Genomic DNA, 23,342 nt, shown 5'->3' on the forward strand with positions numbered 1-23,342 from the left:
CCAACGGTACGGGGGATCAGCGAACCAAGCGGCGACCAGAGATCGTCACCGACCTTACAGTCGTCCGTCTTAACGAACCGTTCGCGATCTTCAAGCGGAGTCTAGCGTTCCCAAGGAGATGCAACAAGCATTTTCTCAACGCACCGATCGTCGTTGCCGAGTTAGGCATCCGTGTGGCCGGAAGAAAGACCCGGTGAGAGGCTGAATGCCAGCACCCGGTCGTGGCCCGCGAGGTCCCGGCTGAGCCCGCGATCGGCGAAGCCGGACCCGCGCGCGAGGGCGCGGACGGCGTCGGCCTGGTCGTAGCCGATCTCGAACAGAAGCGTCCCGCCCGGTGCCAGCAGCGCGCGCGCCCGCACGCCCTCCAGGATACGCCGGTAGGCGTCGAGCCCGTCCGGGCCGCCATCGAGGGCCGCGCGGGGATCGTGCTGGCGGACGTCCCGGTCGAGATGCGCGATGAGATCCTGCGCGATGTAGGGCGGGTTCGACACCACGAGGTCGAAACCGCCCAGAAGGGCATCGCACCAATCTCCCGCCACGAACGCAGCCCGGCTGCCGACCCCGTTCGCCACGGCATTGTGATGTGCCGCGCGCAAGGCGCCCGGCGAGCGGTCGAGGCCGATCCCGAATGCGTTCCGCAATTCGCTCAGGAGCGCCACCAGGATGCAGCCCGAGCCGGTGCCGAGGTCGAGGCAGCGCAGGGGCGCCGTCCGGTCCGGTACGGATGCCAGCGCCGTCTCGACGAGGATCTCGGTATCGGGGCGCGGGACCAGCGTCTCGGGCGCCAGCTGGAACGGGAGGCCCCAGAATTCCCAGGCGCCGAGGATGCGCGCCACAGGCTCGCCGGTGAGCCGCCGCGCGAGGGCGGCGTCGAGGCGTCTCGCCTCGTCCGCGCCGAGGCTTTCGTCGCCGTCGAGCAGGAGGTCGCGGGTCTCGAGGCCGAGAAGGCCCAGCATCAGGAAGCGCGCGTCGCCCGCGGCCTCCGCGATGCCGCCCTCGCTCAGCAGGGCCGTGCCCCGGCGCAGGGCCGCCCGGCGCGTCAGGCCCAGGCTGGTATCGCCCGTCACGGCGCCGCTCAGGCCATGCCCTCGGAGGCCAGCAATTCGGCCTGGTGCTCGGTGATCAGGGCGTCGACCACCTCGTCGAGCGCCGTGCCGGCCATCACCTCCTCCAGCTTGTAGAGGGTCAGGTTGATGCGGTGGTCGGTCACCCGCCCCTGCGGGAAGTTGTAGGTACGGATCCGCTCGCTGCGGTCGCCGGACCCAACCTGCGCGCGCCGGTCGGCGGCCCGGGCCGAATCCTTGGCGGTCCGCTCGGCGTCGTAGAGCCGGGCGCGCAGCAGGGCCATGGCGCGGGCGCGGTTCTTGTGCTGCGAGCGCTCTTCCTGGACGAACACCACGATGCCCGTGGGCAGATGGGTGATGCGGATCGCCGACTCGGTCTTGTTGACGTGCTGTCCGCCGGCACCCTGGGCGCGCATCGTGTCGATCTTCAGGTCGGCGTCGTTGACGACGATATCGACCTCCTCGGCTTCCGGCAGCACCGCCACGGTGGCCGCCGAGGTATGGATGCGCCCCTGCGTCTCGGTGTTGGGCACCCGCTGCACCCGGTGGGCGCCGCTCTCGAACTTCAGGCGCGCGAACACGCCCTTGCCCTTCACCTCGGCCACGACCTCGCGGAAGCCGCCGACCGTGCCCTCGCTCTCGGAGATCACCTCGACCCGCCAGCCCTTCGACTCGGCGTATTTCGCGTACATCCGGAACAGGTCGCCGGCGAACAGGGCTGCCTCGTCGCCGCCGGTGCCGGCCCGGACTTCCAGGATCGCGCTCTTCTCGTCGGCCGCGTCCTTGGGCAGCAGCATGAGCTGGAGCGCCCGGTGGGTCTCCTCGAGCCGCTCCTGGGCCTCAGGCTTCTCGTCGGCAGCCAGGGCGCGCATCTCCGGATCGGTGCCCGGCTCGTCGATCATCGCCTCGAGATCCGCCAGGTTCGCGAGCGCAGCCCGGTACGTGCGGATCGCGTCCACCACGGGATCGAGGTCCGACAGTTCCCGCGACAGCTGGATCACGGTCTCGGATTCACCCTCGCCCGTGGCGAGTTGCGCGGTGACGAATTCGTGCCGCGCCAGGATGGCGTCGAGGCGCTCGGTGGGAAAGGGGATCATCGCCCGTGTTTCTGCAGGTTTTGACGTCCGGCGTTCCGGGCCGGGCGGGGTCTCGTCTCAGGGGGCGAGCGCGGGATCAGGGAGCTGACCGACGCGGCGAGACAGGTCCCCTACCCGACACCGCTTCCCTTCGAGAGCGGAGGCCGCCGCGCATCGACCGAAATCGTCGTGGCTTTGCCGTACAACCCCGGCCGAACCTTCGGCAAGGGTCGCATGACGGGTTAGATAGGTACGCCGTGGGCATGCGCGAAGGCGGTGAGCGCCGGGCGCAGGGAATCGCCGTCCTGCATCCGGGCCATCTCGGTCTCGATCAGCTCCGAGACCGCACCCGCATGGAGGCTCAGCACCATCGCCTTGACCGGGCCGATGGCGGCCGGCGACATCGACAGGCTGCGGTAGCCGAGGCCGATCAGCGCCATGGCGTCGAGCGGCCGTCCACCGATCTCGCCGCAGACCGTCACCGGGCAGCCAGCGGCATTGGCCCGTTCGGCGATCAGCCGGAACGCGCGCAGGGCCGCGACGCAGAGCGGATCGAACCGGTCGGCGACCCGGCGGTTCTCGCGGTCGACCGCGAACAGGAACTGCATCAGGTCGTTCGAGCCGACGGAGAGGAAGTCGGCCTCCCGGGCGATCTCGTCGATCTGGAACAGGAGCGAGGGCACCTCGACCATCGCGCCGAGGCGGCACTCGGTGGGCAGCTGGTAGCCGTGGCGGCGCAGATAGGCCTTCTCGCGCTCCACGATGCCGCGGGCGCGGACGAACTCGTCCACGGTGGCGACCATCGGGAACATGATCTTGAGCGGGTCGCCGTCGGCGGCCTTCAGGAGCGCCCGCAACTGCATCCGCAGGAGGGCTGGCCGGTCGAGGCCGATCCGGATCGCCCGCCAGCCGAGCGCCGGGTTCTCCTCCTCGAGCTTGGCCATGTAGGGCAGGATCTTGTCGCCGCCGATATCGAGGGTCCGGACCGTCACGGGCTTGCCGGCCGAGGCGACGAACACCTTGCGGTACAGCTCCTGCTGCTCCGCGGCCGATGGCATCCGCTGGGCGACCATGAACTGCAATTCGGTGCGGAACAGGCCGACGCCCTCGGCTCCGGTCTCGTGCAGGTGGCTGAAATCGACCAGCAGGCCGGCATTGAGCTGCAGGGCCACCCGCACCCCGTCCCGGGTCTGGGCCGGCACGTCGCGCAGCGCGCGATACTGTTCCTGCCGGCGGGCGCGCAGCCGCACCATCTCGGCATAGGCGGCCTCGACCTCCGGGCCCGGCCGGACATGAACCTCGCCGGCCACACCGTCGACGATGATGGCGTCGCCCGCGTCGCACAGGGCCGAGGCGTTCTCGACCTCGCCCACCGCCGGGATGCCGAGCGCCCGGGCGACGATGGCGACGTGGCTGGTCGGCCCGCCCTCCTCCAGCACGATGCCGCGCAGGGTCGAGGAATCGTAGTCGAGTAGCGCCGCCGGGCCCATGGTGCGCGCCACCAGGATGGCGTTCTCGGGCAGGACCACGATCCCGGCCGCCTCGGGGCCGATCAGGGCCCGCAGCAACCGGTTGGCAAGGTCGTCGAGATCGTGCAGGCGCTCGCGTAGATACGGGTCCGACTGGCGCATCATCCTGGCGCGATTGTCCGATTGCACCCGCTCGACCGCGGCCTCGGCGGTCAGGCCCGAGGCCACCGCCTCGCGCATGCGCCGGAGCCAGCCCTTGTCGTGGGCGAACATCCGGACGGTCTCCAGCACCTCGCGCGATTCGGCGGTACCGATCCGGTCGCCGCGCTCCACGAGCGCGTCGATGGCCGAGCGGACCTCCTCGATTGCCGCGTCGAGCCGCGCGACCTCGCGCTCGACATTCTCGGCGATCAGCGTCTTCACCACGACGCGAGGCTCGTGAAGTACCACGTGCCCGAGGCCGATCCCGTCGGCCAGCGCGATGCCGCGCGCGACCACCGGCCGGCGGGCGGCGGTGCCGGCATCCGGCGCCAGGCCCTCCAGCTCGCCGGAGGCGATCATCTCCGAGAGCACCATCGCGGTGGTCTGGAGCGCCTCGATCTCCTCCTCGGAATAGACCCGGTAGGTCTTGTTCTGGACGGTGAGCACGCCGAGCGTGTTGCCGGCCCGCAGCAGCGGCACGCCCAGGAAGGCGTGGTAGGCCTCTTCCCCGGTCTCCGGCCGGTACGAGAAGGCCGGGTGGTTCTGGGCGTCCGAGAGGGAGAGCGGCTCGGCGGTGCGGGCGATCAGGCCGACGAGGCCCTCGTCGGCGTGCATCCGCGTCAGGTGCACCGCCTCACGGTTGAGGCCTTCGGTGGCAAACAATTCGAGGGTGTTGTCGTCCCGCAGGACGTAGACCGAGCAGACCTCGGCGACCACGTTGGCGGCGATCAGGACGACGATGCGGTCGAGGCGCGCCTGGGGGCTGACCGGCTCCGCCATCGCTTCGCGGAGGCGGCGCAGCAGCAGGCGCGGGCCTCCGGGCGCAGCGGGCATCGGTTCGTCGTTCCAACGTGGCGAGTGGCCTTGGCGTCGACCACCCTGCAACCTTGGCGCCACCATCGAAACGGAAGGCGCCCGATGGACCGTGCCGCATACCCCAGAGCACCTCTGGGATCGGCGGACCGGCCCGTGACTGTTCTAGTTCAAGACACCCGATCCGCTCCTGGATCCCGCCCGATGGGACACGATTCCAGGCTTTAGTCCAAGTCCTTGTTTCAGCGCGCGCCCGTCACCGAACCAGCATCCGTTCCGGCCCCAGGGCGCGCTAATCTAGACCCTCTCAGGCTCAGGCCTGATCCAGGCCGTATAGCGAGTGAAGCGTGCGCACGGCAAGCTCCGTATAGGCCGCGTCGATCAGCACGGAGAACTTGATCTCCGAGGTGGTGATCGCGCGGATGTTGATGCCCTTCTCGGCCAGAGCCCGGAACGCCTTGGCGGCGACGCCGGCATGGCTGCGCATCCCGACCCCGATCGCCGAGACCTTGACCACATCGGTGGCGCCTTCGATCTGCGCATAGCCGATCTGCGGGCTGGCCTGGTCGAGGATCGCGCGGGTGCGCTCGTACTCGGCGGCCGGGACCGTAAAGGTCATGTCGGTGGTCGACTGGTCGCCCGACACGGTCTGGATGATCATGTCGACGTTGATGTTCGCGTCGGCGAGCGGCCCGAAGATGGCGGCGGCCACGCCGGGGCTGTCCTTGACCCGGCGCAGGGTGATCTGCGCCTCGTCCCGGGAGAACGCGATCCCGGTGATGATCTGCTGTTCCACGATGTCGTCCTCGTCGCAGATGAGGGTGCCAGGGCGCGCGGCGTCCGGCGGATCGAAGGAGGACCGGACCGTGGTCGGCACCCGGTGGACCATGGCGAGTTCCACCGAGCGGACCTGCAGCACCTTGGCGCCGAGCGACGCCATCTCCAGCATTTCCTCGAAGGTCACGCGCTCCATGCGCCGGGCCTTCGGCACGATCCGCGGATCGGTGGTGTAGACCCCGTCCACGTCCGTGTAGATGTCGCAGCGCTCGGCCTGGATCGCGGCCGCCACGGCCACCGCCGAGGTGTCCGAGCCGCCGCGCCCGAGGGTGGTCACCCGGCCGGTCTCGGCATGGATGCCCTGGAAGCCGGCGATCACCGCGACCTCGCCCTTGGCGAAGCCCGCCTCGAGGTTCTTCGGGTCGATCTCGGCGATGCGGGCCGAGCCATGCGCGTCCGAGGTGACAACGGGGATCTGCCAGCCCTGCCAGGAGCGGGCCTTGAGGCCGTCCTTCTGCAGGGCGACCGCCAGCAGGCCGGCGGTGACCAACTCGCCCGAGGCCACGACGGCGTCGTACTCGCGCGGGTCGTAGAGCGGGTTGGCGTCCTTGACCCAGTCGACCAGCTCGTTGGTCTTGCCGGACATGGCCGACACGATCACGGCGACGTCGTAGCCGGCCGCGACCTCGCGGGCGACGTGGCGGGCCACGTTGCGGATTCGGTCGACGTTGGCGACGGACGTGCCGCCGAATTTCATCACCAGACGGGGCATGTTGGTTCTTCGCGGATTCCCGACGTCTGGGAGAGGGACCGCCCTGGCGGGCCCCGGACAGTGCCCGGCGGGTACAAGCGGCTCGTTGAGGTGTCAACAACCGCTCGGGCATGGCTCCGGCGTCGCGGCGACGGCCCTAGGTCAGGCGTGCTATGGCGACCCCGACAGGTCCCGCCGATAGCCCCGATCCGGATCGCGCGTCGAGCGCCCGGCGCTCGGCTATCGTCCGGACACGGCCGGCATCTTCTGGACGGAACGCGCATGGACAGGGCAGCCACGAACCCCGGGACGGACGGATTCGTCGATCGCGGCGAGGTCGCGCGATTCGACGCCCTCGCCGCCACCTGGTGGGACGAGGCGGGCCCGATGCGGGTGCTGCACCGCTTCAACCCGGTGCGGCTGGCCTATATCCGCGACGCGCTGTGCCGGCGCTTCGGCCGGGATCCGCAGACGCCATTTCCGCTGGACGGGCTGACCATCTGCGATGTCGGCTGCGGCGGCGGGGTGCTGTCCGAGCCCCTCGCCCGCCTCGGCGCTCAGGTCACCGGCCTCGATCCAGCGGAGCAGAACATCGCGGTGGCGCGCGCCCACGCCGAGTCCGCCGGTGTGCCGGTGGATTACCGCGGCGAGACCATCGAGGCCGTGGTCGCCGCCGGCCAGACCTTCGACGCGGTGCTGATCATGGAGGTGATCGAGCACGTCGCGGACATGCCCGCCTTCGTGCGCACCGCCTGCGCGGCGGTGAAGCCGGGCGGCATGCTGTTCGGCGCGACCCTCAACCGGACGATGCGCTCCTTCGCGATGGCCATCGTCGGCGCCGAATACGTGCTCGGCTGGCTGCCGCGGGGCACGCACGATTGGGAGAAGTTCGTGACGCCGGAGGAATTCGGCCGCGCGATCCGGGCGGGCGGCCTCGACGTCACCGATACGATCGGTGTCGTCTACAACCCGCTCACCGACGGCTGGCGCACCAGCCGGGACAAGGCGGTGAACTACATGGTCGCGTCCGAGCGTCGGGCCTGAACCGGAGGCTCCTTTCCCGGTTGAGACCGCAGCGGAGACCCGAACCATGCTCGAGAAGATCCCCACCGCGGTGGGCGCGGCGCTGTCCGGCCTCAAGGCCGGCATGGAGAAGACCGCCTATCACGCGGCCTTCGCCGACATCCCGGAGACGCTGCGGCTGACGAGCCCGGCCTTCGCGGACGGCGCCGACATCCCGGCGCGCTTCACCGCGGACGGGGCCGGGACCTCGCCGCCGCTCGCCTGGGAGGGATTGCCGGCCGGGGCCACGACCCTGGTCCTCCTGGTCGAGGATGCCGGCAGCCCGACGCCGCAACCGCTCGTTCACCTGATCGTGTGGAACCTGTCGATCGCCGCCGGAAGCCTCGCGAAAGGGGCGTTGCCGAGCCCGGATCAGCGGTCCGGCAGCTTCAGCCTCGGCCAGAACAGCTTCCTGCGATCCGAATGGCTCCCGCCTGATCCGCCCAGCGGCCACGGGAGCCACGCCTACGTCTTCCAACTCTACGCGCTTCGCGACGCACTCGACCTTCCCGGAAACCCCGGCCGCTCCGCCCTGCTGGACGCGATGCGCGGCCACGTGCTCGGCAAGGGACGGCTGATCGGCACCTACGCGCGAACCTGAGGCCGGGTATCGCGACGCTTGGATTGGCAGGCGGCCAAAAGCCGTTCGCGTTGTACGGCCGAGCGCCGCACGTTACTGTGTCGACAAAATATCGCCTTGGCGATCAGAGACTTTCCTTCCGTTCTGGAGACGAGATCCGTGGGCGTCGATGCGTCGCCGAAGCGGCGGGACAGCGAGATCATCGCGCGCGCGCTCGCCGCGTCGAATGTCGGGACGTGGGAGTGGCGGATCGCCGACGACGTCGTGCGCTGCGATCCCGTCGCCGCCACGATGCTGGGCATTCCCCGGGCGGCGACCGGGCGGGGCACGACCTACGCCATGTTCTTCGAACGGATCCATCCGCAGGACCGGCCGCGCATCGCCGCGATCGTCGGCGACCTGCAGCGTCACGGCGGCCTGTACGTCGCCCAGTACCGCGCCGTGATCGCGCCCGACGACGTACGCTGGGTTCTGGCGCGCGGACGCTTCGTCATGGGCCCGGACGGGATCGTGAGCGAGGCCCGCGGCATCGTCATCGACGTGACCGAGAGCAGCCGGGACGGATTCCTCGACCCAGCCACCTTCTGCGCGATCGACGCCCCGGGCGGCGGGATCGACCGGGTTGCCGAGCTGGCGCTGGCGCTGTTCACCGTGGCTGAAAGCCTGGCGATCGACGATTTCGAGCGGCTGAAGCCGCTGATCGATGCGCTGCTGCATGAGATCGGCCGGCAGCTGGTCGTCACCGCCGCGGTGCCGGCCTCCGACAGCGTGCATTGAGCCGCCGCGCCTGCGACGCCTTGCCTTGCGGTGGCGAATCCTGATATGGCGGCGCCATCCCGCGATGCGTGTGCCGTGATCGCTGGACGCGACCTCGCGTCCTGCCTCGCGACCACGTTCCCGATCCCCCGTGAATGGACGGCCCACCCGGGCTCGAGAGACCGATGAAGATCCGTAATTCCCTCAAGTCCCTGCGCGGCCGTCACCGCGACAACCAGCTCGTGCGCCGCAAGGGCCGGGTCTACGTGATCAACAAGACCCAGAAGCGCTTCAAGGCCCGCCAGGGCTGAAGCCTGCCCCCGGCCTCGGTCGGGTCAGTCAACGCGAAAGCAGCCGCGCCCGTCCGGGTTGCGGCTGCTTTCGCGTGCGCGGCACCGCGGCACGTTGACGAGCCCCACACCCGCGCACACTCTGGGATGATGAAGCCGACCCGTCTCCTCGCCGCCCTGGTCTGCCTGCCGGTCTTCGCGGCACCGATCGCCGCCGCGGCCCCGGATACGGGCCGGTCCGGTCGCCCGGCGCCCGAGGCGAAGCCGGCGCCGAAGACCGTGAGCCTCGACGAGCTGTTCGCGCGCCTGCGCGCCAGCGAGGATCCGGCGGAAGCAAAAGGCATCGCCAAGCTGATCGAGCGCCGCCTCGACGCCTCGGGCAGCCCGACCGCCGACCTGCTCACCGACCGCGCCCGGCAGGCCATCGCGGCCCACGACTTTCCCCTGGCAGCCGAGCTGATGGATCGGGTCACCGCCCTGGAGCCGAACTGGTCCGAGGGCTGGAACCGGCGCGCCACGGTGTTCTGGCTCCTGACTGACAAGGACGACGCCATCGCCGATTTGCGCCGCGCCCTGGTGCTGGAGCCGCGCCACTTCGAGGCCTGGGCCGCCATGGGGCGGATCTACGAATCCCTCGACGACAAGGCCCGGGCTCTGGCGGCCTTCCGCCGGGCCAAGGCGCTATATCCGAAGATGGACAAGATCGGCGAGGCGGTCGACCGCCTTGCTCCGGAGGTTGACGGCCGCGACCTGTGAGCCGGGTGACCGCACTTCTCATCACGCTTCTCGCCCTCCCCTTCGCGATCCTGGGTCTGGTCCTCGCGCTCGGCGCGGTGGCGAGCCTGGTCATCGCCCTGCGGGCCGGTGCGGAGAATCCGCCGGCCGGGCCTTTCGTCGAGGTTGCGGGCGGACGACTGGCGACCATCCAGGCCGGGCCGGCCGACGGCCCGCCGGTGATCCTGCTGCACGGGGCCTCGGCCAACGCCTCCGACCCGATGGAGGGTTTCGGCCGCCGTCTCGCCGAGAAGGGCTTCCGCGTCATCGCCTTCGACCGGCCGGGCTTCGGCTGGAGCGACCGCATCGCCGGGAGCGAGGCGGCCGCGCCTTCCGTCCAGGCGCGGCTCATCGCCGAGGGTCTGGAGAAGCTGGGCGTCGGGCCGGCAATGGTGTTCGGCCATTCCTGGGCCGGCGCGCTGGCCCTGGCGCTCGCCCTCGACCATCCCGCGCGGGTGTCGAGCCTCGTGCTCGCGGCGCCCGTAGCGATGCCGATGCCGGCACAGATGCTGGCGCTGCCCTGGTACTGGCGTCTCGCGCTGCAGCCGCCGGTAGCCTGGCTGCTGAGCCGCACCATCGGTCCGCCGCTCGCGCAGTCTTATCTCCCCGAGACGGCCAAGCGGGTCTTTCAGCCTCAGTCCGAAGTCCCCGGCTACGCGGAAGCCGTCCGCGCCGCCCTGGTGCTGCGGCCCGGAACCCTGCTCGCCAACGTGCAGGATCTCGTCGGCCTGCCCGGCGCTCTGGCGGCGCAGAGCCCGCGCTACGGCGACCTCCGCGTCCCGACCCTGGTGATCTCGGGCGCGGCCGATCCGATCGTGTGCAGCGAGACCCAGGCGGTCCCCTTGGCGAAGGCGATCCCCGGCGCACGGCTCGTGCTGCTGCCGGGTATCGGCCACATGCTCCACTTCGTGGCGGCGGAGCGCCTGACCGACGAGATCGCCCGGTTCGCCGGCGAACGGCGCGAGGCCGCTCCCCTCGTCAGGGAATGAACCTCACGCCTTCTCGGCGTGCTCCCGGGTGATGAAGGTCAGCCGCACGAGGTTCGTCGCCCCGGGTGTGCCGAAGGGCAGGCCGGCCACCACGATCACCCGGTCGCCCACCGCGGCGAATTTTTCTCGGACCGCGAATTTGGCGGCGCGGAACGACATGTCGTCCACGTCGCTGGCATCCTTGGTGACGATCGGGTGCGTGCCCCAGGCGAGCGCGAGGCGGCGGGCGGTCTCGCGCCGGGGCGTCAGGGCGATCACCGTGGCGTTCGGGCGCTCGCGCGACAGGCGCAGGGCGGTCGAGCCGGAATTGGTCCAGGCCATGATCGCGTCGAGGTTCAGGGCGTCGACCATCTGGTGGGCGGCTGCCGCGATGGCGTCGGCGGCGGTCTCGTCCGGGGTCGCGCTCTGCGCCCGGATGATGGACCAGTAGACCGCGTCCCGCTCCACCTGCTCGGCGATGCGGTTCATCGTTTCCACGGCCCCGACCGGGAAGGCGCCCGACGCGCTCTCGGCCGACAGCATCACCGCATCCGCGCCCTCGTAGACGGCGGTGGCCACGTCCGAGACCTCGGCGCGGGTCGGGACCGGCGCCGTGATCATCGATTCGAGCATCTGGGTCGCCACCACCACCGGCTTGCCGAAGCGGCGGGCGCTGCGGGTGATCCGCTTCTGCACGCCGGGCACCTGCTCCAGCGGCATCTCCACGCCGAGATCGCCGCGGGCGACCATCAACCCGTCCGAGATCTCGATGATCTCGTCGAGACGGGTCAGGGCCTGCGGCTTCTCGATCTTGGCCATGACCAGGGCACGGCCGGCGCAGACCTTCTTGACCTCGGCCACGTCCTCGGGCCGCTGCACGAAGGAGACGGCGATCCAGTCGGCCCCGGCATTGAGGCCGGCATCGAGATCGGCCCGGTCCTTCTCGGTCATCGCCGGAACCGGGATCACCGTGTGGGGCAGCGACACGCCCTTGCGGTTCGAGATCTTCCCGCCGACCTCGACGCGGGTCACGGCGCGGTTCTCCGAGGTCTCGAGCACGCTGAGGCGCAGCTTGCCGTCGTCCAGCAGGATCGCGTGGCCGGCCTCCAGGGCTTCCAGGATCTCCGGATGCGGCAGGTGGCAGCGGCCCGCATCGCCGGGAGTCGGGTCGCCGTCGAGCACGAAGGTGGCCCCGGTTTCGATCATCACGGCGCCCTCCGCGAAGGTGCCGAGCCGGAGCTTCGGCCCCTGCAGGTCGACCAGGATGCCGATCGGGTGCTTGGCCTCGCGCTCGATCGCCCGGATCACCTCGACCTTCTCGGGCAGCTTCTCGCGGGGAAGGTGGCTCATGTTGAGCCGGAACACGTCCACGCCCGCCCGGAACAGGCGTTCGATCATCTCCGGCGAGTCCGAGGCCGGCCCGAGGGTGGCGACGATCTTGGTGCGGCGCGAGCGTTTCAAGCGTGATCCTCCGGGTGTTCCGCCGCGTCCGCGCGGGCTCGGCCCGCGACGGCGTCGGTTCGGTTCGTTGGGTGGCGGTGTAGGCATCCCGCCCGGGGCAGCGTCAAGGGCGCGGCGGCGCCCTCACGGCTTGGCCGGAGCGTCCGCCCGGTTGGGATCGGTGAGCTGGATGGTCCAGCTCTTCTGCTCGCCGGTATCGACCTCGAAGAAGCCGTTCCGGTCGTAGCCGCGAGCGAGGCAATCCTCGACGCCGCGGATCGTGAACTCGGAATCGCGGGTGCACATCAGCGAGCGCCCGCTCCACTCGCCGCCGCGCGTGTAGTCGACCGCGAACACGTAGTAGAACCGCGCCGCCAGCGCGCCCTTGAGCAGGGTCTCGCAGGCCTTCGGGGCCAGATCCCACCAGCCCTCCGTGACCCAGCCCTGCGGGTCCCGGTAGCCCAGCGAGATGCCGACCTTGCTGGCGGTCTGGTTGCACAGGCGCAGGTCCGCCCTGGCGGGGCCGACGCCGAGCAGAGCGACGCCGACCCCCAGGACCACCGACAGCATGAGCGGCGACGCGGCTCCCCTCCCAAAAAATCTACCCGACGAGGATGATGCGGCAATCGTTGACATTGGTACGGGTCGGGCCGGGGTTCACGAGGTCGCCAAGGGCCGCGAAGAACGCGGTCGAGTCGTTCTGCGCCAGCATCGCGGCGGGGTCGAGGCCGGCGGCGCGGGCGCGGTCCAGGGTGGTCGGGTCGACCAGGCCGCCGGCCGGGTCGGTGGCGAGGCCGCGCCCGCCATCGGTGCCGTCGGTGTCGGCGCTGATCCCGAAAATGCCGGGCTCGCCGTCGAGCGCTACCGCCAGCGCCAGCGCGTATTCCTGGTTCGGGCCGCCATGGCCCTCGCCCCGGATCGTCACGGTCAGCTCGCCCCCCGAGATCAGCGCCACGCGCTGGCCGGCGGCCTTGTAGCGCTTGGCCTCGCTGGCATGCACGGCGGCGATTTCCCGTGCCTCGCCTTCGAGGTCGGCTCCCAGCATGATCGGCTCGTAGCCTGCCTCGCGCGCCGCCGCGGCGGCGGCCTCCAGGGCGTCGATCGGCCGGGCGATGATGCGGTACTCGGCCCGCGCGAAGGCGGGGTCGCCGGCCTTCGGGGTCTCGTTGTACGGGTCGTTCAGCAGACGGATCGCCGTCTCCGGCAGCGGGATGCCCCGGCGCTCGCAGATCGCCCGGGCATCCGCCAGGGTCGAGGGATCGGGCACCGTCGGGCCCGAGGCGATCACCGCCGGATCGTCGAAGGGCACGTCGGAGATGGCGAGCGTCAGGATCCGCCGGGCGTTGCGGGCCGCCATGGCGAGCCGGCCACCCTTGATCCGGGAGATGTGCTTGCGGACGGTGTTGATCTCGCCGATCGGCGCGCCGGAGCGCAGCATCGCCCGGGTGATCGCCTGCTTCTCGACGAGGGTCAGGTCCCCGGCCGGGGCGATCCAGTTGGCCGAGCCGCCACCCGAGAGCAGGACCAGCACCTCATCGTCGGGCCCCGCCTCGGTGGCGAGCCGCAGGGCTTCCTGGGTGGCGGCGATGCCGGCCTCGTCCGGGACCGGGTGGCCGGCCTCGACCATGTGGATGCCCGGGGCGTCCTGGCCGTAGCCATGGCGGGCGACCGCGAGGCCGACGATCCGGTCGTCGCCGAGCCCGTGCTGCTGGCGGTAGAACCGGCTCGCCACCGCGCTCATGCTGCCCGCGGCCTTGCCGGCCGCCAGGATGATCAGACGCCCCGGGCTCGGCACCGGCAGGTGCGCGGGCAGGCACAGATCCGGATGGGCGGCGCGAATGCCGGCATACAACAGGGTCTCGAGGAGCGCGCGCTGCTTGAGGATGGCGGGATCGGCGATGGACGGGACGGTCTCGGGCATGGCGTCGGACGGGCTCCTCACTGTGATTTGCGCGTGCGATCCCCGCCCATTCATTGGTGGGCGGCGGGCCCGTTTGTTGCCGTGAGCGCACGTTCTTTGATAGGCATCGCGCCTTGTCAGGTGATCTGCCCGAGCCGCCGCCTCACGGCAAGCGCGATCGGCGCCGTCCCACAGATCCAACCCTCGGAGCCCCGTGACCCGTCCGGAGATCGAAGCGCGCCCCCCGGCCCCGCACCCGTGCGAGATCATCCCGGGTGATCCCGCCTGCGGCCTCGTGATCGCCTGCGACCACGCGTCGAACTTCGTGCCCGCGGATATCGAGCTCGGCGTGCCGGAATCCGAGTTCGGCCGCCACATCGCCTACGATATCGGCGCGGCGGCGGTGACCCGCGGGCTCGCGGCCCGGCTGAACGTGCCGGCGATCCTCACGAACTTTTCTCGCCTGATCATCGACCCGAACCGCGGCCGATCCGACCCGACCCTGGTGATGCGCCTCTCCGACGGCGCCGTGGTGCCGGGCAACGCCCGGATCGACGAAGCCGGCAAGCAGGCCCGGATTGCGCGCTTCTACGCGCCGTTCGACGCGGCGATCGACGAGGCGGTGGCGGCCGCCGAGGCTGTCGGGCGCCCGCCGGTGATCCTGACCATGCACAGCTTCACGCCCTATTGGCGCGGCATCGCCCGGCCCTGGCAGGTTGGAATCCTGTACGACCGGGATGAGCGCTTCGCCCGACCACTGATCGCGGCGCTCGAGGCTGATCCGGCCGGGCTCACGGTCGGCGACAACCAGCCCTATGGCGGCGGCCTGCCGGGCGACACGATCGACCGCCACGCCACCGCCCGCGGCCTGCCCAACGCCCTGGTGGAGATCCGCCAGGACCTGATCGCCGGCGCGGCAGGCCAGGAGGAATGGGCCGAGCGCTTCGCCCGCATCCTGCGCCCGCTGATCGCGGCTTGATCGGAACGCGTCCGATCCCGAGATCCGTGCCGACGGCCCTCACCTGAAAGTCTTTCCCACGATGCCCGAGATCGACCCGAAGACCCAGATCGAACTCGAAGCCGCGGTGTTCCGCCGGCTCGTGTCGCATCTGCGCACCCGCACCGACGTGCAGAACATCGACCTGATGAACCTGGCGGGCTTCTGCCGGAACTGCCTGTCGAACTGGCTCAAGGATGCCGCCGACGAAACGGGCGTGCCGCTCACCAAGGACGAGAGCCGCGAGGCGGTCTACGGGATGCCCTACAGCGACTGGAAGGCGAAGCACCAGACGGAGGCGAGTCCCGAGCAGCAGGCGGGTTTTTCGGCGTCCCAGGCCAAGGATCACTGACCGGGCGAGAGAGGCGGCGAGAATCGGCTAAGCTTCCGGTAAGTTCGGCCCGTTAACCACCGGTCCAGGGCGCAACCGCGCCGCGCATCCCGGAGAGCCCCATGAACGCCCATTCGATGCCCACCGCAGCAGCCCAGCGGCCCGGCGGCGACGTCTCGTCGGCCGAGGGCGTGGCCGCCGACGAGCTGAAGCAGTTCATCGAGCGCCTGGAGCGCCTCGAGGAGGAGAAGGCCGGCATCATGGGCGACATCAAGGAGGTGTTCGCCGAATTGAAGGGCCGCGGCTTCGACGCGAAGGCGGTGCGCACGATCATCCGGATCCGCAAGCAGGATCACAGCGAGCGCCAGGAGCAGGAGGCGATCCTCGAGCTCTACATGCAGGCCCTCGGCATGGCGTAGCCCCAGCCGCTGCCGAGCCGGATAGCCGGTCGGCGGATGGATCAAGTTGAGACTGCAAAGGGCCGTACCCAAACAGGTGCGGCCCTTTCTCGTTCGGGTCTCAGCTTGAGGGTTGCGCCGCCCTCAACGCCAAAGATTGCGCGACGGGAAATCCCGATTCTCGCCCTCATCCTGAGGTGCGAACGCAGTGAGCCTCGAAGGAGCGCTCCAGGGATCGCGCGGCAGGCTGAAGGTCTCCTTCGAGGGCTTCGCCTTGCTACGTCACCTCAGGATGAGGTGGCGGATGGCAAAGGCCGGTTGGATGAGCGTTCAATGCCCGCCCGCGGCGTGCGTCTCCTCGATGAGGCCCAGGGTCCGGCCCGGATATCCGGCGGCGTCGAAATATCGGGTCTCGCCGACCGTCTGGTAGTTCAGCACCGTCACGATGCCGGCGGCGTCCGGCTCCGAGCGGCGGATATGCTTCTGGGCCGCCGGCTTGGCGCCGTTGACCATCGCCTCGGTCAGGACGCGGCCGACCAGCTTGCCCTTGTTGGGGATGTCGAGATCCAGGATCCGGGCGATGGTCTTGCCGAGATCGGCGTTGCTCGCCGGGATGTCGCTTTCCAGGCCGCCCCGGAAGCTCGGGCCGACCGCGCCCATGACGTTGCGGGTGTCCGAGCGCGCGAAGCTGCCGTGCATGCCCTGGCCCTGCTGCAGGGTGGTGTCCGATACTTCGACGCCGCAGGTGGTGGGATCGGCGCAGCCGGTCGAGAAGCTGCGGAAGTTCACCACGATCGCCGGCATCGGGGTCAGGGCCGACCCGTCGAGGGCGATGGACGAGAGCGGCAGGGTTCCAGGGATCGCCCCGAGGGAGTCGCTGACGAACAGGCCGCTGACGTAATCCTGGCGCGACAGGGCCTCGACCACCTTGCGGGCGAGCGCCTTGTCGTTGCTCGGCACGTAGACGAGGTCCGAGCCGCCATTGGCCGCGACCACCACGTCGGGCTTGGCCGGATCGGAACCGATCAGGCCGTTGGCCCGGCTCGGGAAAACCCCGGCATCGAGCTTCGCGCCCTTCGCGTCCGGATCGAACAGGGTCATGCCGAGGTCGTGGGCGAGATCGATGGCGAGGAAGCCGGGCGGCAGCTGCTTGGCCGGCACGCCCTTGTAGGTCTGCGACGCGGCGAAGCTCGTCGCGCTCTCCTTCGAGATCGTGGAGAAGCCGTGATCCGAGGTGAGGACGACGTCCGTGGTCTCGGCCAAGCCCTGCTCGCGCAGGGCGGCCTGGAGCGCGGCGAGGTTGTCGTCGGCGTTGCGGATTGAGGCCAGGCTCGTCGGCCCGTTGATGCCGGGCACCAGCCGCCCGAGACTGTCACCCTGGTTGTGCTGCGTCCCATCGGGATCGCGCGACCAGAACACCAGCACGAACGGCTTCTGCCGGGCCTTGAACAGGGGCAGCACGGCCTTGGTCGCGACGGCGGCGAAATAGCCCTGCTGCTCGACATTGGCCACGACCGTGCCGGGCGTCTCGGCGGTGCCGGCCTGGCCGTTCGCCCCGCGGGTCGGCGCCTGATCCGGCAGGTTGACCTCCTTGAGCCGGGCGCGGAACGCCTCGCCGAGGGGGATGCCGCCGGACCGGCCGGTGCTGTCGTCGATGTGGATGTTGTACTGGCCGGTGCGTTCGGTGTGGTCGAAGACCAGGGACGGCCCGAGCTTGCCGATGCTGGCGGTGGAGAAGCCTTTGGCCCGGGCGGCCTTCAGGATCGTCTCCTCGTTGAGGTAGTTGCCGGCGAAATGCTCGTCGACGTCGCCGAGCACCGGGTCGCTCTCCAGGAACGGGGTCAGGCTGTCGCCGGCGCCGGGCACCGGGAAAGCGGTGTAGATCGTGTTCCCGAACTGGCCGGTATCGCCCAGCATGTGGCCGGTCGCCATCGCGGTGGCGTTCGGCATGGTGAAGGTCGGGAACATCGAGTGCGTGTTGGTGAAGCGCACGCCGGTCTTCATCAGCCGGTCCATGGTCGGCGCGGTCTGCGGATTCACCATCCCGGCCCGGAGGCCGTCGGCCACGAACAGGATGACGTTGTGGGGCCGCGTCTCGGCACGGGCGGCGCCGGAGGCGCACAATCCGACGAGGCAGGCAACGATGACGCGACGCATGACGAATCTCCGACCGATCCGGGCAGCGGCGTGGCCGGCGAAGATTACAGCGCCATGACAGGGACCCGGCGTTTGAGCGCTGCCAGGCCTGCAGGGGTTCAGCCGCCAGATAGGCGCAAGACTGGGCGATCGGCTGAAGCCGCCCCGGAGAACCGCGGAAATACGTACCGGGCCGAGTCTTAATCCGCCCTCGCCCGGTCCATTCACATGATCGTGCCGGCGGTTAAATGCTGAGGACCGCGCCTCTTCCACAGAGAACGGCGGTGGTCGCGTAACGCCGTCGCTGAGACCTTGACGTTAGCGCGATCTTTGCTGAAAGAGTGAGTAACCGCATCCGGTATGCCACATTGAAGGGCAGCCCGCGGACGCTTGAACGCTCTCGAGACGCGGCCTTGACCGGCGCGTCGACTGCAGGCGCACAGCGGATCCAACACGATCGATACGCCACAACGGGATCCGCCGATCGAAACGCGGCCCGGGACGCGCTTGGGAGAGGAAACGATGATCCTGACGAAACGCGCCCTGATGGGCGCCCTGCTCAGCGCTACGGCTTTGGGGCTCGTGCCGGCGCAGGCCGCCGACCCGGTCAAGATCGGGCTCACCGGCCCCTATACGGGCGGCTCCTCGTCCATGGGCGTCTCGATGCGCGACGGCGCCAAGCTGGCCGCCGCCGAGATCAACAAGAACGGCGGCGTGCTCGGCCGCCCGATCCAGCTGATCGAGCGGGACGACGAGGCCAAGAACGAGGTCGGCGCCCAGGTCGCGCAGGAACTGATCAACAAGGAGAAGGTCGTCGCCACGGTGGGCTTCATTAACACCGGCGTCGCCCTGGCCGCCCAGCGCTTCTACCAGGAAGCCGAGATCCCGGTGTTCAACAACGTCGCCACCGGCACGGTGATCACCAATCAGTTCAAGGAGCCGGATTACGACGTCAATTACGTCTTCCGGAACTCGGCCTACGACGTCCTCCAGGCCGGCATGATGGTCGACGAGGCGCTGGCGCAGAACTTCAAGAAGATCGCCATCCTGGCGGATTCGACGAATTACGGCCAGCTCGGCCGCGAGGACATCGAGAAGTATCTGGCGACCAAGGGCGTGAAGCCGGTCGCGGTGGAGAAGTTCAACATCAAGGACGTCGACATGACGGCCCAGCTGCTGAAGTCGCAGCAGGCCGGCGCCGACGTAATCCTGGCCTACGGCATCGGCCCGGAGCTGGCCCAGGTCGCCAACGGCATGGCCAAGCTCGGCTGGAAGGTGCCGATCATCGCGTCCTGGCCGGCCTCGATGCAGAGCTTCATCGATATCGCCGGTACCAATGGGAACGGCGTGATCATGCCCCAGACGTTCATCGAGGATAAGACGCTGCCCAAGCGTGCCTCCTTCCTCGACGATTACTACAAGACCTACGGCGTGACCAAGATTCCGACCCCGGTGGCCGGCGCCCAGGGCTACGATTCGGTCTACCTGATCGCCGCGGCGATCAAGCAGGCCGGCTCGACCAACGGCCCGAAGATCCGCGAAGCGCTCGAGAACCTGAACACCAAGGTCGAGGGCGTGGTGACCACCTACGATCACCCGTTCACCGCCAAGGACCACAACGCGATCTCGCGCAACATGGTCGTGTTCGGCAAAGTCCAGGACGGCAAGATCGTCTACGCCAAGCCGGAAGACGCGAAGAACGCCGGCGTCGTCCGCGTCAAGGAAAAGTCCTCGAACTGACGCGCGCGGACCCGTGCTCCCCGGCACGGGTCCGAACGACGGGCAACTGAGCCCGAACGGCCGGCTGCCCGCCTGCCCCGTGACGCCTGGGACGGCTTCGACACCATGACCATCTTCCTTCAGCTCGTCGCCTCGGGCGTCGCGGTCGGCATGATCTACGCCGCCATCGCGTTCGGCTATCAGCTCACCTTTGCCACCTCCAAGACCCTGAATTTCGGCCAGGGCGAGGCCCTGGCGCTCGGCGCCCTGTTCGGCCTGACGCTGGCGCCGTTCACCGGCTACTGGCTGATGATCCCGCTGGTGCTGGTCTTCGGCTTCGCCCTCGGGGCGGTGGTCGAGCGCCTCGCAGTCCGCCCGGCGATCAAGATCAAGTCCGAGTACGGGTGGATCATGGCCACCATCGCGCTCGGCATCATCTTCCGGAACCTCGCGGAGAACATCTGGGGCCGGGACGATTTGAAATTCCCCTCCCCGCTGCCCGACGCGGCCGTGGAGATGGGCGGGATCCGCGTGCTGCCGATGGAGATGCTGATCGTCGCCGGCGCGCTGCTGATGATGCTCTGCGTCGAGATCTTCAACCGCAAGTCGATCTGGGGGAAGGCGGTCGTGGCCACCTCGAACGACATCGACGCCGCCGGCCTGATGGGCATCAACACCAAGCGGATCATCACCCTGTCCTACTCGATCAGCGCCATGACGGCGGCCTTCGCGGGGGTGCTCGTCGCCCCTGTGACGCTGACCGGCGCCACGATGGGGGCGGTGCTCGCGCTCAAGGCCTTCGCGGTGGCGATCATCGGCGGGCTCGAATCCGGCCTCGGCGTGATCGTCGGCGGCCTCATCCTCGGCGTCGCGGAGACGCTGACCGGCTTCTACATCTCGACCGGCTACAAGGACGTGCCGGGCCTGATCCTCCTCCTCGTTGTGCTCTCGATCCGCCCGGTCGGCCTGTTCGGCAAGGCCGTGATCAAGAAGGTCTGACCGTCATGGCGCATTCCGCCCTCGCGCCCGCCGCCGCCGCGCACCCGCCCGCCACGAATGCCCGCGGCCTCGGCCTGATCGGCGCCGTGCTGCTGGTCGTCGCCCTGGTGGCGTTCCCCCTCGTGGTGACGAGCACCTATTACATCCACCTGCTGACCGTGATCGCGATCTACGCGATCCTGATCCTCGGGCTCGACATCGTGGTCGGCTATACCGGCCAGGTCTCCCTCGGCCATGCCGGCCTGTTCGGCATCGGAGCCTACGCGGCCGCGACGCTGTTCCTGCACTTCAAGATCGGCATCTGGCTGGGGCTGCTCGCCGGCATCGGCGTCACGGCAGCCTTCGGCGTCCTGCTGGCGGTCCCGGCCCTGCGGGTGACCGGGCCCTACCTGGCGATGGTGACCCTGGCCTTCGGCACGATCATCCAGATCTTCATCAACGAGCTGACCCCGATCACCAACGGGCCGCTGGGCATCACCCTGCCGCCGGCCCGGGTGCTCGACTTCTCGCTGATCGGCATGCAGGCGCCCTGGGGCGCGGCCGGGCGCAAGCTGGAATTCTACTATCTCGTCTGCGCGGCTTTGCTGCTCACCATCCTGGTGGTGAACCGGGTGGTGCGCTCGCCCTTCGGTCGGGCTTTCGAGGCCCTGCGCGACTCGCCGATCGCCTGCGACTGCATGGGCGTCAGCGTCTATCGCTACAAGGTCTACGCCTTCGTGGTCTCGGCGGCGCTCGCCGGCCTCGCGGGGGCGCTGTTCGCCTGGTCCGAGCGCTACGTCGCGCCGAACTCCTACGGCTTTGAGCTCACGGTGCTGTTCCTGCTCGCCGTCACCATGGGCGGGCGCAAGTCGCGCTCCGGGCCGCTGATCGGTTCCGCGATCATCGTGATGATGCCCAACATCCTGGCCGATATCGAGCTCGTCCGGATCATGGCGGGCCTCATCGCGGCCGCGGCCGTGATCGTCGGCGCCCTCGCCTTCATCCGCAAGCAGCCGAACCGCTACGCGATCCTGGTGCCGGTGGTGCTGTGCGTGCTGTTCCTGCCGGCGACCCTGGCGCTGCAATCGGTCACCGATTTCCGCCTGACGGTCTTCGGCCTGATGATCCTGTTCGTGGTCTATTACCTGCCGGACGGCATCGTCGGCTTCCTGCGCCAGAAGATCCCGGCGCTGCGGCCGGCCCATACGGCGGAGGGCCGCGACCTCGCCGCCGGCGGCGCGGCGCTGATCGCCCAGCGCGGTGATGCCGGCGGGGACGCGCTGCTGAAGGTCGAACAGGTGCTGATGCAGTTCGGCGGCCTGAAGGCGCTCGCCGGGATCGACCTCACCGTGAAGCCGGGGACGATCCACGGCCTGATCGGGCCGAACGGCTCGGGCAAGAGCACGATGATGAACGTGCTCACCGGGATCTATAAGCCTACGGCCGGCTCGGTGACGCTGGCGGTGGCCGGCGGCCGGCGCATCGACGGGCGCACGCCCTCCGAGATTGCCCTGTCGGGGGTAGCCCGCACCTTCCAGAACGTGCAGCTGTTCCACGAGATGACCGCGCTCGAGAACGTGCTGGTCGGCCTGCACCACACCTTCCGGGGCACGATCTTCGACGCGATCCTCGGCACCCCCCGCCGCCGGCGCGAGGAGCGCGAGGCCCGCGCCCGGGCCATGTCGATCCTGGACTTCATGGGGCTCGGCGCCCTCGCCCAGGAGGAGGCGCGCAACCTGCCCTACGGCAAGCAGCGCCTGCTGGAGATCGGCCGGGCGCTCGCCCTCGACCCCGTGCTCCTGCTGCTCGACGAGCCGGCCGCCGGCCTCACCGCGCCCGACATCGCCGACCTCGTTGCGATCATCCGCAAGATCCGCGACGCCGGCATCACGGTGATCCTGATCGAGCACCACATGGACGTGGTCATGGGCCTGTGCGACCGGGTCAGCGTCCTGGATTTCGGCCACAAGATCGCCGAGGGCGGCGCCCGCGAAGTGCAGCAGGATCCCAAGGTGATCGAGGCCTATCTCGGCGCCCCCGACGACATGGGCGGCAGCAGCCCGGAGCACGCCCATGCTTGAGGTCTCCGATCTCCACGCCGGCTACGGCCAGATCGAGGTCCTGCACGGCCTCACGTTCCAGGTGCCGAAGGGCCAGGTGGTCACGCTGATCGGCTCCAACGGCGCCGGCAAGACCACGACCATGCGTGCGCTCTCAGGGATGATCCGCCCGCGCGCCGGCACGATCCGCCTGAACGGCCGCGAGATCGGCGGGCTCGACAGCCACGACGTCGCCCGCGAGGGGCTGGCGCATTCGCCGGAGGGCCGCCGGGTGTTCCCGACCCTGTCGGTGGAGGACAACCTGACGCTCGGCGCCTTCCCGCGGCTGACCGGGTCCCGCCCGAAGGGCGATGTCGCCGCCGACCGCGAGCGCGCCTTCAGCCTGTTTCCGCGCCTCAAGGAGCGGCGCACCCAGCTTGCCGGGACGCTCTCGGGCGGCGAGCAGCAGATGCTCGCCATGGGCCGCGCCCTGATGCTGCGCCCCGAGATCCTCCTGCTGGACGAGCCCTCCATGGGGCTGGCGCCCAAGCTGGTGGAGGAGGTGTTCCGCATCATCCGCCAGCTCAAGGAGGAGCGCGTGACGATGCTGCTGGTCGAGCAATTCGCCATGGCGGCGCTCGGCGTCGCCGACCACGCCTACGTGCTGGAGAACGGCCGGATCCGCTTCCAGGGCCCGGCGGCCCAGCTCAAGAGCAACCCGGCGGTGCGGGCGGCCTATCTCGGCGGCGGCCACTGAGCCGACCGGAGCCCTGAAAACGGCAACGGCCGCGATCGTCTCCGATCGCGGCCGCCCAACCACTTC

General features: G+C 69.7%; 21 protein-coding genes. 13 read left to right on the forward strand and 8 right to left on the reverse strand.

Annotation, left to right across the window (positions count from 1 at the left end; translation table 11 throughout):
* Nucleotides 1-161: 161 nt before the first annotated feature.
* The 4 genes from prmC to WYO_RS25615 all read right to left on the reverse strand — a co-directional run bounded on the left by prmC (nucleotide 162) and on the right by WYO_RS25615 (nucleotide 6,172).
* On the reverse strand, nucleotides 162-1,067 hold the full coding sequence (gene prmC / locus WYO_RS25600; RefSeq protein WP_007568129.1) for a peptide chain release factor N(5)-glutamine methyltransferase: 906 nt from the start codon (nucleotides 1,065-1,067) through the stop codon (nucleotides 162-164).
* A gap of 8 nt (nucleotides 1,068-1,075) precedes the next feature.
* Complete coding sequence (gene prfA, locus WYO_RS25605) at nucleotides 1,076-2,161, reverse strand: peptide chain release factor 1 (RefSeq protein WP_007568131.1); 1,086 nt, start codon at nucleotides 2,159-2,161, stop codon at nucleotides 1,076-1,078.
* 221 nt (nucleotides 2,162-2,382) lie between these two features.
* The gene (gene ptsP, locus WYO_RS25610; RefSeq protein WP_007568133.1) at nucleotides 2,383-4,644 is read right to left on the reverse strand and encodes a phosphoenolpyruvate--protein phosphotransferase; all 2,262 of its coding nucleotides are present in this window, start codon (nucleotides 4,642-4,644) and stop codon (nucleotides 2,383-2,385) included.
* A 292-nt stretch (nucleotides 4,645-4,936) separates the two neighbouring features.
* Entirely contained in the window at nucleotides 4,937-6,172 is a 1,236-nt protein-coding gene (locus WYO_RS25615) for an aspartate kinase (protein ID WP_007568135.1), read from the reverse strand.
* Between the two features lie 261 nt (nucleotides 6,173-6,433).
* Here WYO_RS25615 and ubiG point away from each other — a divergent pair, with 261 nt between their 5' ends.
* From ubiG to WYO_RS25645, 6 genes are all read left to right on the forward strand, one after another.
* Entirely contained in the window at nucleotides 6,434-7,195 is a 762-nt protein-coding gene (ubiG, locus tag WYO_RS25620; RefSeq protein WP_007568137.1) for a bifunctional 2-polyprenyl-6-hydroxyphenol methylase/3-demethylubiquinol 3-O-methyltransferase UbiG, read from the forward strand.
* 46 nt (nucleotides 7,196-7,241) lie between these two features.
* Nucleotides 7,242-7,814, forward strand: a complete 573-nt coding sequence (locus tag WYO_RS25625) for a YbhB/YbcL family Raf kinase inhibitor-like protein (RefSeq protein WP_007568140.1) — start codon at nucleotides 7,242-7,244, stop codon at nucleotides 7,812-7,814.
* Nucleotides 7,815-7,832: 18 nt separating this feature from the next.
* Nucleotides 7,833-8,570, forward strand: a complete 738-nt coding sequence (locus tag WYO_RS25630) for a PAS domain-containing protein (RefSeq protein WP_244424301.1) — start codon at nucleotides 7,833-7,835, stop codon at nucleotides 8,568-8,570.
* Between the two features lie 164 nt (nucleotides 8,571-8,734).
* Complete coding sequence (ykgO, locus tag WYO_RS25635) at nucleotides 8,735-8,860, forward strand: type B 50S ribosomal protein L36 (RefSeq protein WP_003601867.1); 126 nt, start codon at nucleotides 8,735-8,737, stop codon at nucleotides 8,858-8,860.
* A 129-nt stretch (nucleotides 8,861-8,989) separates the two neighbouring features.
* A complete protein-coding gene (locus tag WYO_RS25640; RefSeq protein ID WP_081497048.1) occupies nucleotides 8,990-9,595 on the forward strand; it encodes a tetratricopeptide repeat protein in 606 nt (201 codons plus the stop codon).
* Nucleotides 9,592-10,602, forward strand: coding sequence for an alpha/beta hydrolase (locus tag WYO_RS25645; RefSeq protein ID WP_007568161.1), 1,011 nt, complete (start codon nucleotides 9,592-9,594; stop codon nucleotides 10,600-10,602). Before WYO_RS25640 ends, WYO_RS25645 begins: the two co-directional genes overlap by 4 nt.
* Before the next feature lie 3 nt (nucleotides 10,603-10,605).
* Here WYO_RS25645 and pyk read toward each other — a convergent pair whose 3' ends face one another.
* The 3 genes from pyk to WYO_RS25660 form a co-directional block, all read right to left on the reverse strand.
* Complete coding sequence (gene pyk, locus WYO_RS25650; RefSeq protein ID WP_007568163.1) at nucleotides 10,606-12,042, reverse strand: pyruvate kinase; 1,437 nt, start codon at nucleotides 12,040-12,042, stop codon at nucleotides 10,606-10,608.
* Nucleotides 12,043-12,165: 123 nt separating this feature from the next.
* Nucleotides 12,166-12,591, reverse strand: coding sequence for a DUF1036 domain-containing protein (locus WYO_RS25655; RefSeq protein WP_007568165.1), 426 nt, complete (start codon nucleotides 12,589-12,591; stop codon nucleotides 12,166-12,168).
* A 31-nt stretch (nucleotides 12,592-12,622) separates the two neighbouring features.
* Nucleotides 12,623-13,942: a glycerate kinase gene (locus tag WYO_RS25660; protein ID WP_007568167.1), complete on the reverse strand. Its 1,320-nt coding sequence runs from the start codon at nucleotides 13,940-13,942 to the stop codon at nucleotides 12,623-12,625.
* A gap of 193 nt (nucleotides 13,943-14,135) precedes the next feature.
* Between WYO_RS25660 and WYO_RS25665 the strand changes: the two genes are divergently transcribed.
* The 3 genes from WYO_RS25665 to WYO_RS25675 all read left to right on the forward strand — a co-directional run bounded on the left by WYO_RS25665 (nucleotide 14,136) and on the right by WYO_RS25675 (nucleotide 15,668).
* Entirely contained in the window at nucleotides 14,136-14,900 is a 765-nt protein-coding gene (locus tag WYO_RS25665; protein ID WP_007568169.1) for an N-formylglutamate amidohydrolase, read from the forward strand.
* A gap of 61 nt (nucleotides 14,901-14,961) precedes the next feature.
* Entirely contained in the window at nucleotides 14,962-15,270 is a 309-nt protein-coding gene (locus WYO_RS25670) for a DUF1244 domain-containing protein (RefSeq protein ID WP_007568171.1), read from the forward strand.
* Nucleotides 15,271-15,386: 116 nt separating this feature from the next.
* Entirely contained in the window at nucleotides 15,387-15,668 is a 282-nt protein-coding gene (locus WYO_RS25675; RefSeq protein ID WP_039904239.1) for a DUF2312 domain-containing protein, read from the forward strand.
* 309 nt (nucleotides 15,669-15,977) lie between these two features.
* On the opposite strand, the gene WYO_RS25680 is transcribed toward WYO_RS25675, so the two are convergent.
* Entirely contained in the window at nucleotides 15,978-17,804 is a 1,827-nt protein-coding gene (locus WYO_RS25680) for a nucleotide pyrophosphatase/phosphodiesterase family protein (RefSeq protein ID WP_007568174.1), read from the reverse strand.
* Nucleotides 17,805-18,329: 525 nt separating this feature from the next.
* Here WYO_RS25680 and WYO_RS25685 point away from each other — a divergent pair.
* The 4 genes from WYO_RS25685 to WYO_RS25700 all read left to right on the forward strand — a co-directional run bounded on the left by WYO_RS25685 (nucleotide 18,330) and on the right by WYO_RS25700 (nucleotide 23,276).
* Nucleotides 18,330-19,523, forward strand: a complete 1,194-nt coding sequence (locus WYO_RS25685; protein WP_085985820.1) for an ABC transporter substrate-binding protein — start codon at nucleotides 18,330-18,332, stop codon at nucleotides 19,521-19,523.
* Nucleotides 19,524-19,628: 105 nt separating this feature from the next.
* Nucleotides 19,629-20,501 (forward strand): branched-chain amino acid ABC transporter permease, encoded by an 873-nt coding sequence (locus WYO_RS25690; protein ID WP_007568176.1) that lies wholly within the window; start codon nucleotides 19,629-19,631, stop codon nucleotides 20,499-20,501.
* 5 nt (nucleotides 20,502-20,506) lie between these two features.
* Nucleotides 20,507-22,561, forward strand: coding sequence for a branched-chain amino acid ABC transporter ATP-binding protein/permease (locus WYO_RS25695; RefSeq protein ID WP_007568177.1), 2,055 nt, complete (start codon nucleotides 20,507-20,509; stop codon nucleotides 22,559-22,561).
* A complete protein-coding gene (locus tag WYO_RS25700) occupies nucleotides 22,554-23,276 on the forward strand; it encodes an ABC transporter ATP-binding protein (RefSeq protein WP_007568178.1) in 723 nt (240 codons plus the stop codon). The genes WYO_RS25695 and WYO_RS25700 overlap by 8 nt, the downstream gene beginning before the upstream one ends.
* The last annotated feature ends 66 nt before the right edge of the window (nucleotides 23,277-23,342 follow it).

This window comes from Methylobacterium sp. GXF4 (assembly GCF_000272495.1).
GTDB lineage: Bacteria > Pseudomonadota > Alphaproteobacteria > Rhizobiales > Beijerinckiaceae > Methylobacterium > Methylobacterium brachiatum.

Excerpts from the sequence above, each read along its gene's own strand:
- WYO_RS25670 (WP_007568171.1), top strand. The coding sequence starts at position 14,962 with ATGCCCGAGATCGACCCGAAGACCCAGATCGAACTCGAAGCCGCGGTG.
- WYO_RS25700 (WP_007568178.1), top strand. The coding sequence starts at position 22,554 with ATGCTTGAGGTCTCCGATCTCCACGCCGGCTACGGCCAGATCGAGGTC.
- WYO_RS25660 (WP_007568167.1), bottom strand. The coding sequence starts at position 13,942 with ATGCCCGAGACCGTCCCGTCCATCGCCGATCCCGCCATCCTCAAGCAG.
- WYO_RS25695 (WP_007568177.1), top strand. The coding sequence starts at position 20,507 with ATGGCGCATTCCGCCCTCGCGCCCGCCGCCGCCGCGCACCCGCCCGCC.
- ubiG (WP_007568137.1), top strand. The coding sequence starts at position 6,434 with ATGGACAGGGCAGCCACGAACCCCGGGACGGACGGATTCGTCGATCGC.
- WYO_RS25685 (WP_085985820.1), top strand. The coding sequence starts at position 18,330 with ATGGGCGCCCTGCTCAGCGCTACGGCTTTGGGGCTCGTGCCGGCGCAG.
- ptsP (WP_007568133.1), bottom strand. The coding sequence starts at position 4,644 with ATGCCCGCTGCGCCCGGAGGCCCGCGCCTGCTGCTGCGCCGCCTCCGC.
- WYO_RS25655 (WP_007568165.1), bottom strand. The coding sequence starts at position 12,591 with ATGCTGTCGGTGGTCCTGGGGGTCGGCGTCGCTCTGCTCGGCGTCGGC.
- WYO_RS25675 (WP_039904239.1), top strand. The coding sequence starts at position 15,387 with ATGCCCACCGCAGCAGCCCAGCGGCCCGGCGGCGACGTCTCGTCGGCC.
- WYO_RS25680 (WP_007568174.1), bottom strand. The coding sequence starts at position 17,804 with ATGCGTCGCGTCATCGTTGCCTGCCTCGTCGGATTGTGCGCCTCCGGC.
- WYO_RS25615 (WP_007568135.1), bottom strand. The coding sequence starts at position 6,172 with ATGCCCCGTCTGGTGATGAAATTCGGCGGCACGTCCGTCGCCAACGTC.
- WYO_RS25690 (WP_007568176.1), top strand. The coding sequence starts at position 19,629 with ATGACCATCTTCCTTCAGCTCGTCGCCTCGGGCGTCGCGGTCGGCATG.
- prfA (WP_007568131.1), bottom strand. The coding sequence starts at position 2,161 with ATGATCCCCTTTCCCACCGAGCGCCTCGACGCCATCCTGGCGCGGCAC.
- WYO_RS25640 (WP_081497048.1), top strand. The coding sequence starts at position 8,990 with ATGAAGCCGACCCGTCTCCTCGCCGCCCTGGTCTGCCTGCCGGTCTTC.
- ykgO (WP_003601867.1), top strand. The coding sequence starts at position 8,735 with ATGAAGATCCGTAATTCCCTCAAGTCCCTGCGCGGCCGTCACCGCGAC.
- WYO_RS25625 (WP_007568140.1), top strand. The coding sequence starts at position 7,242 with ATGCTCGAGAAGATCCCCACCGCGGTGGGCGCGGCGCTGTCCGGCCTC.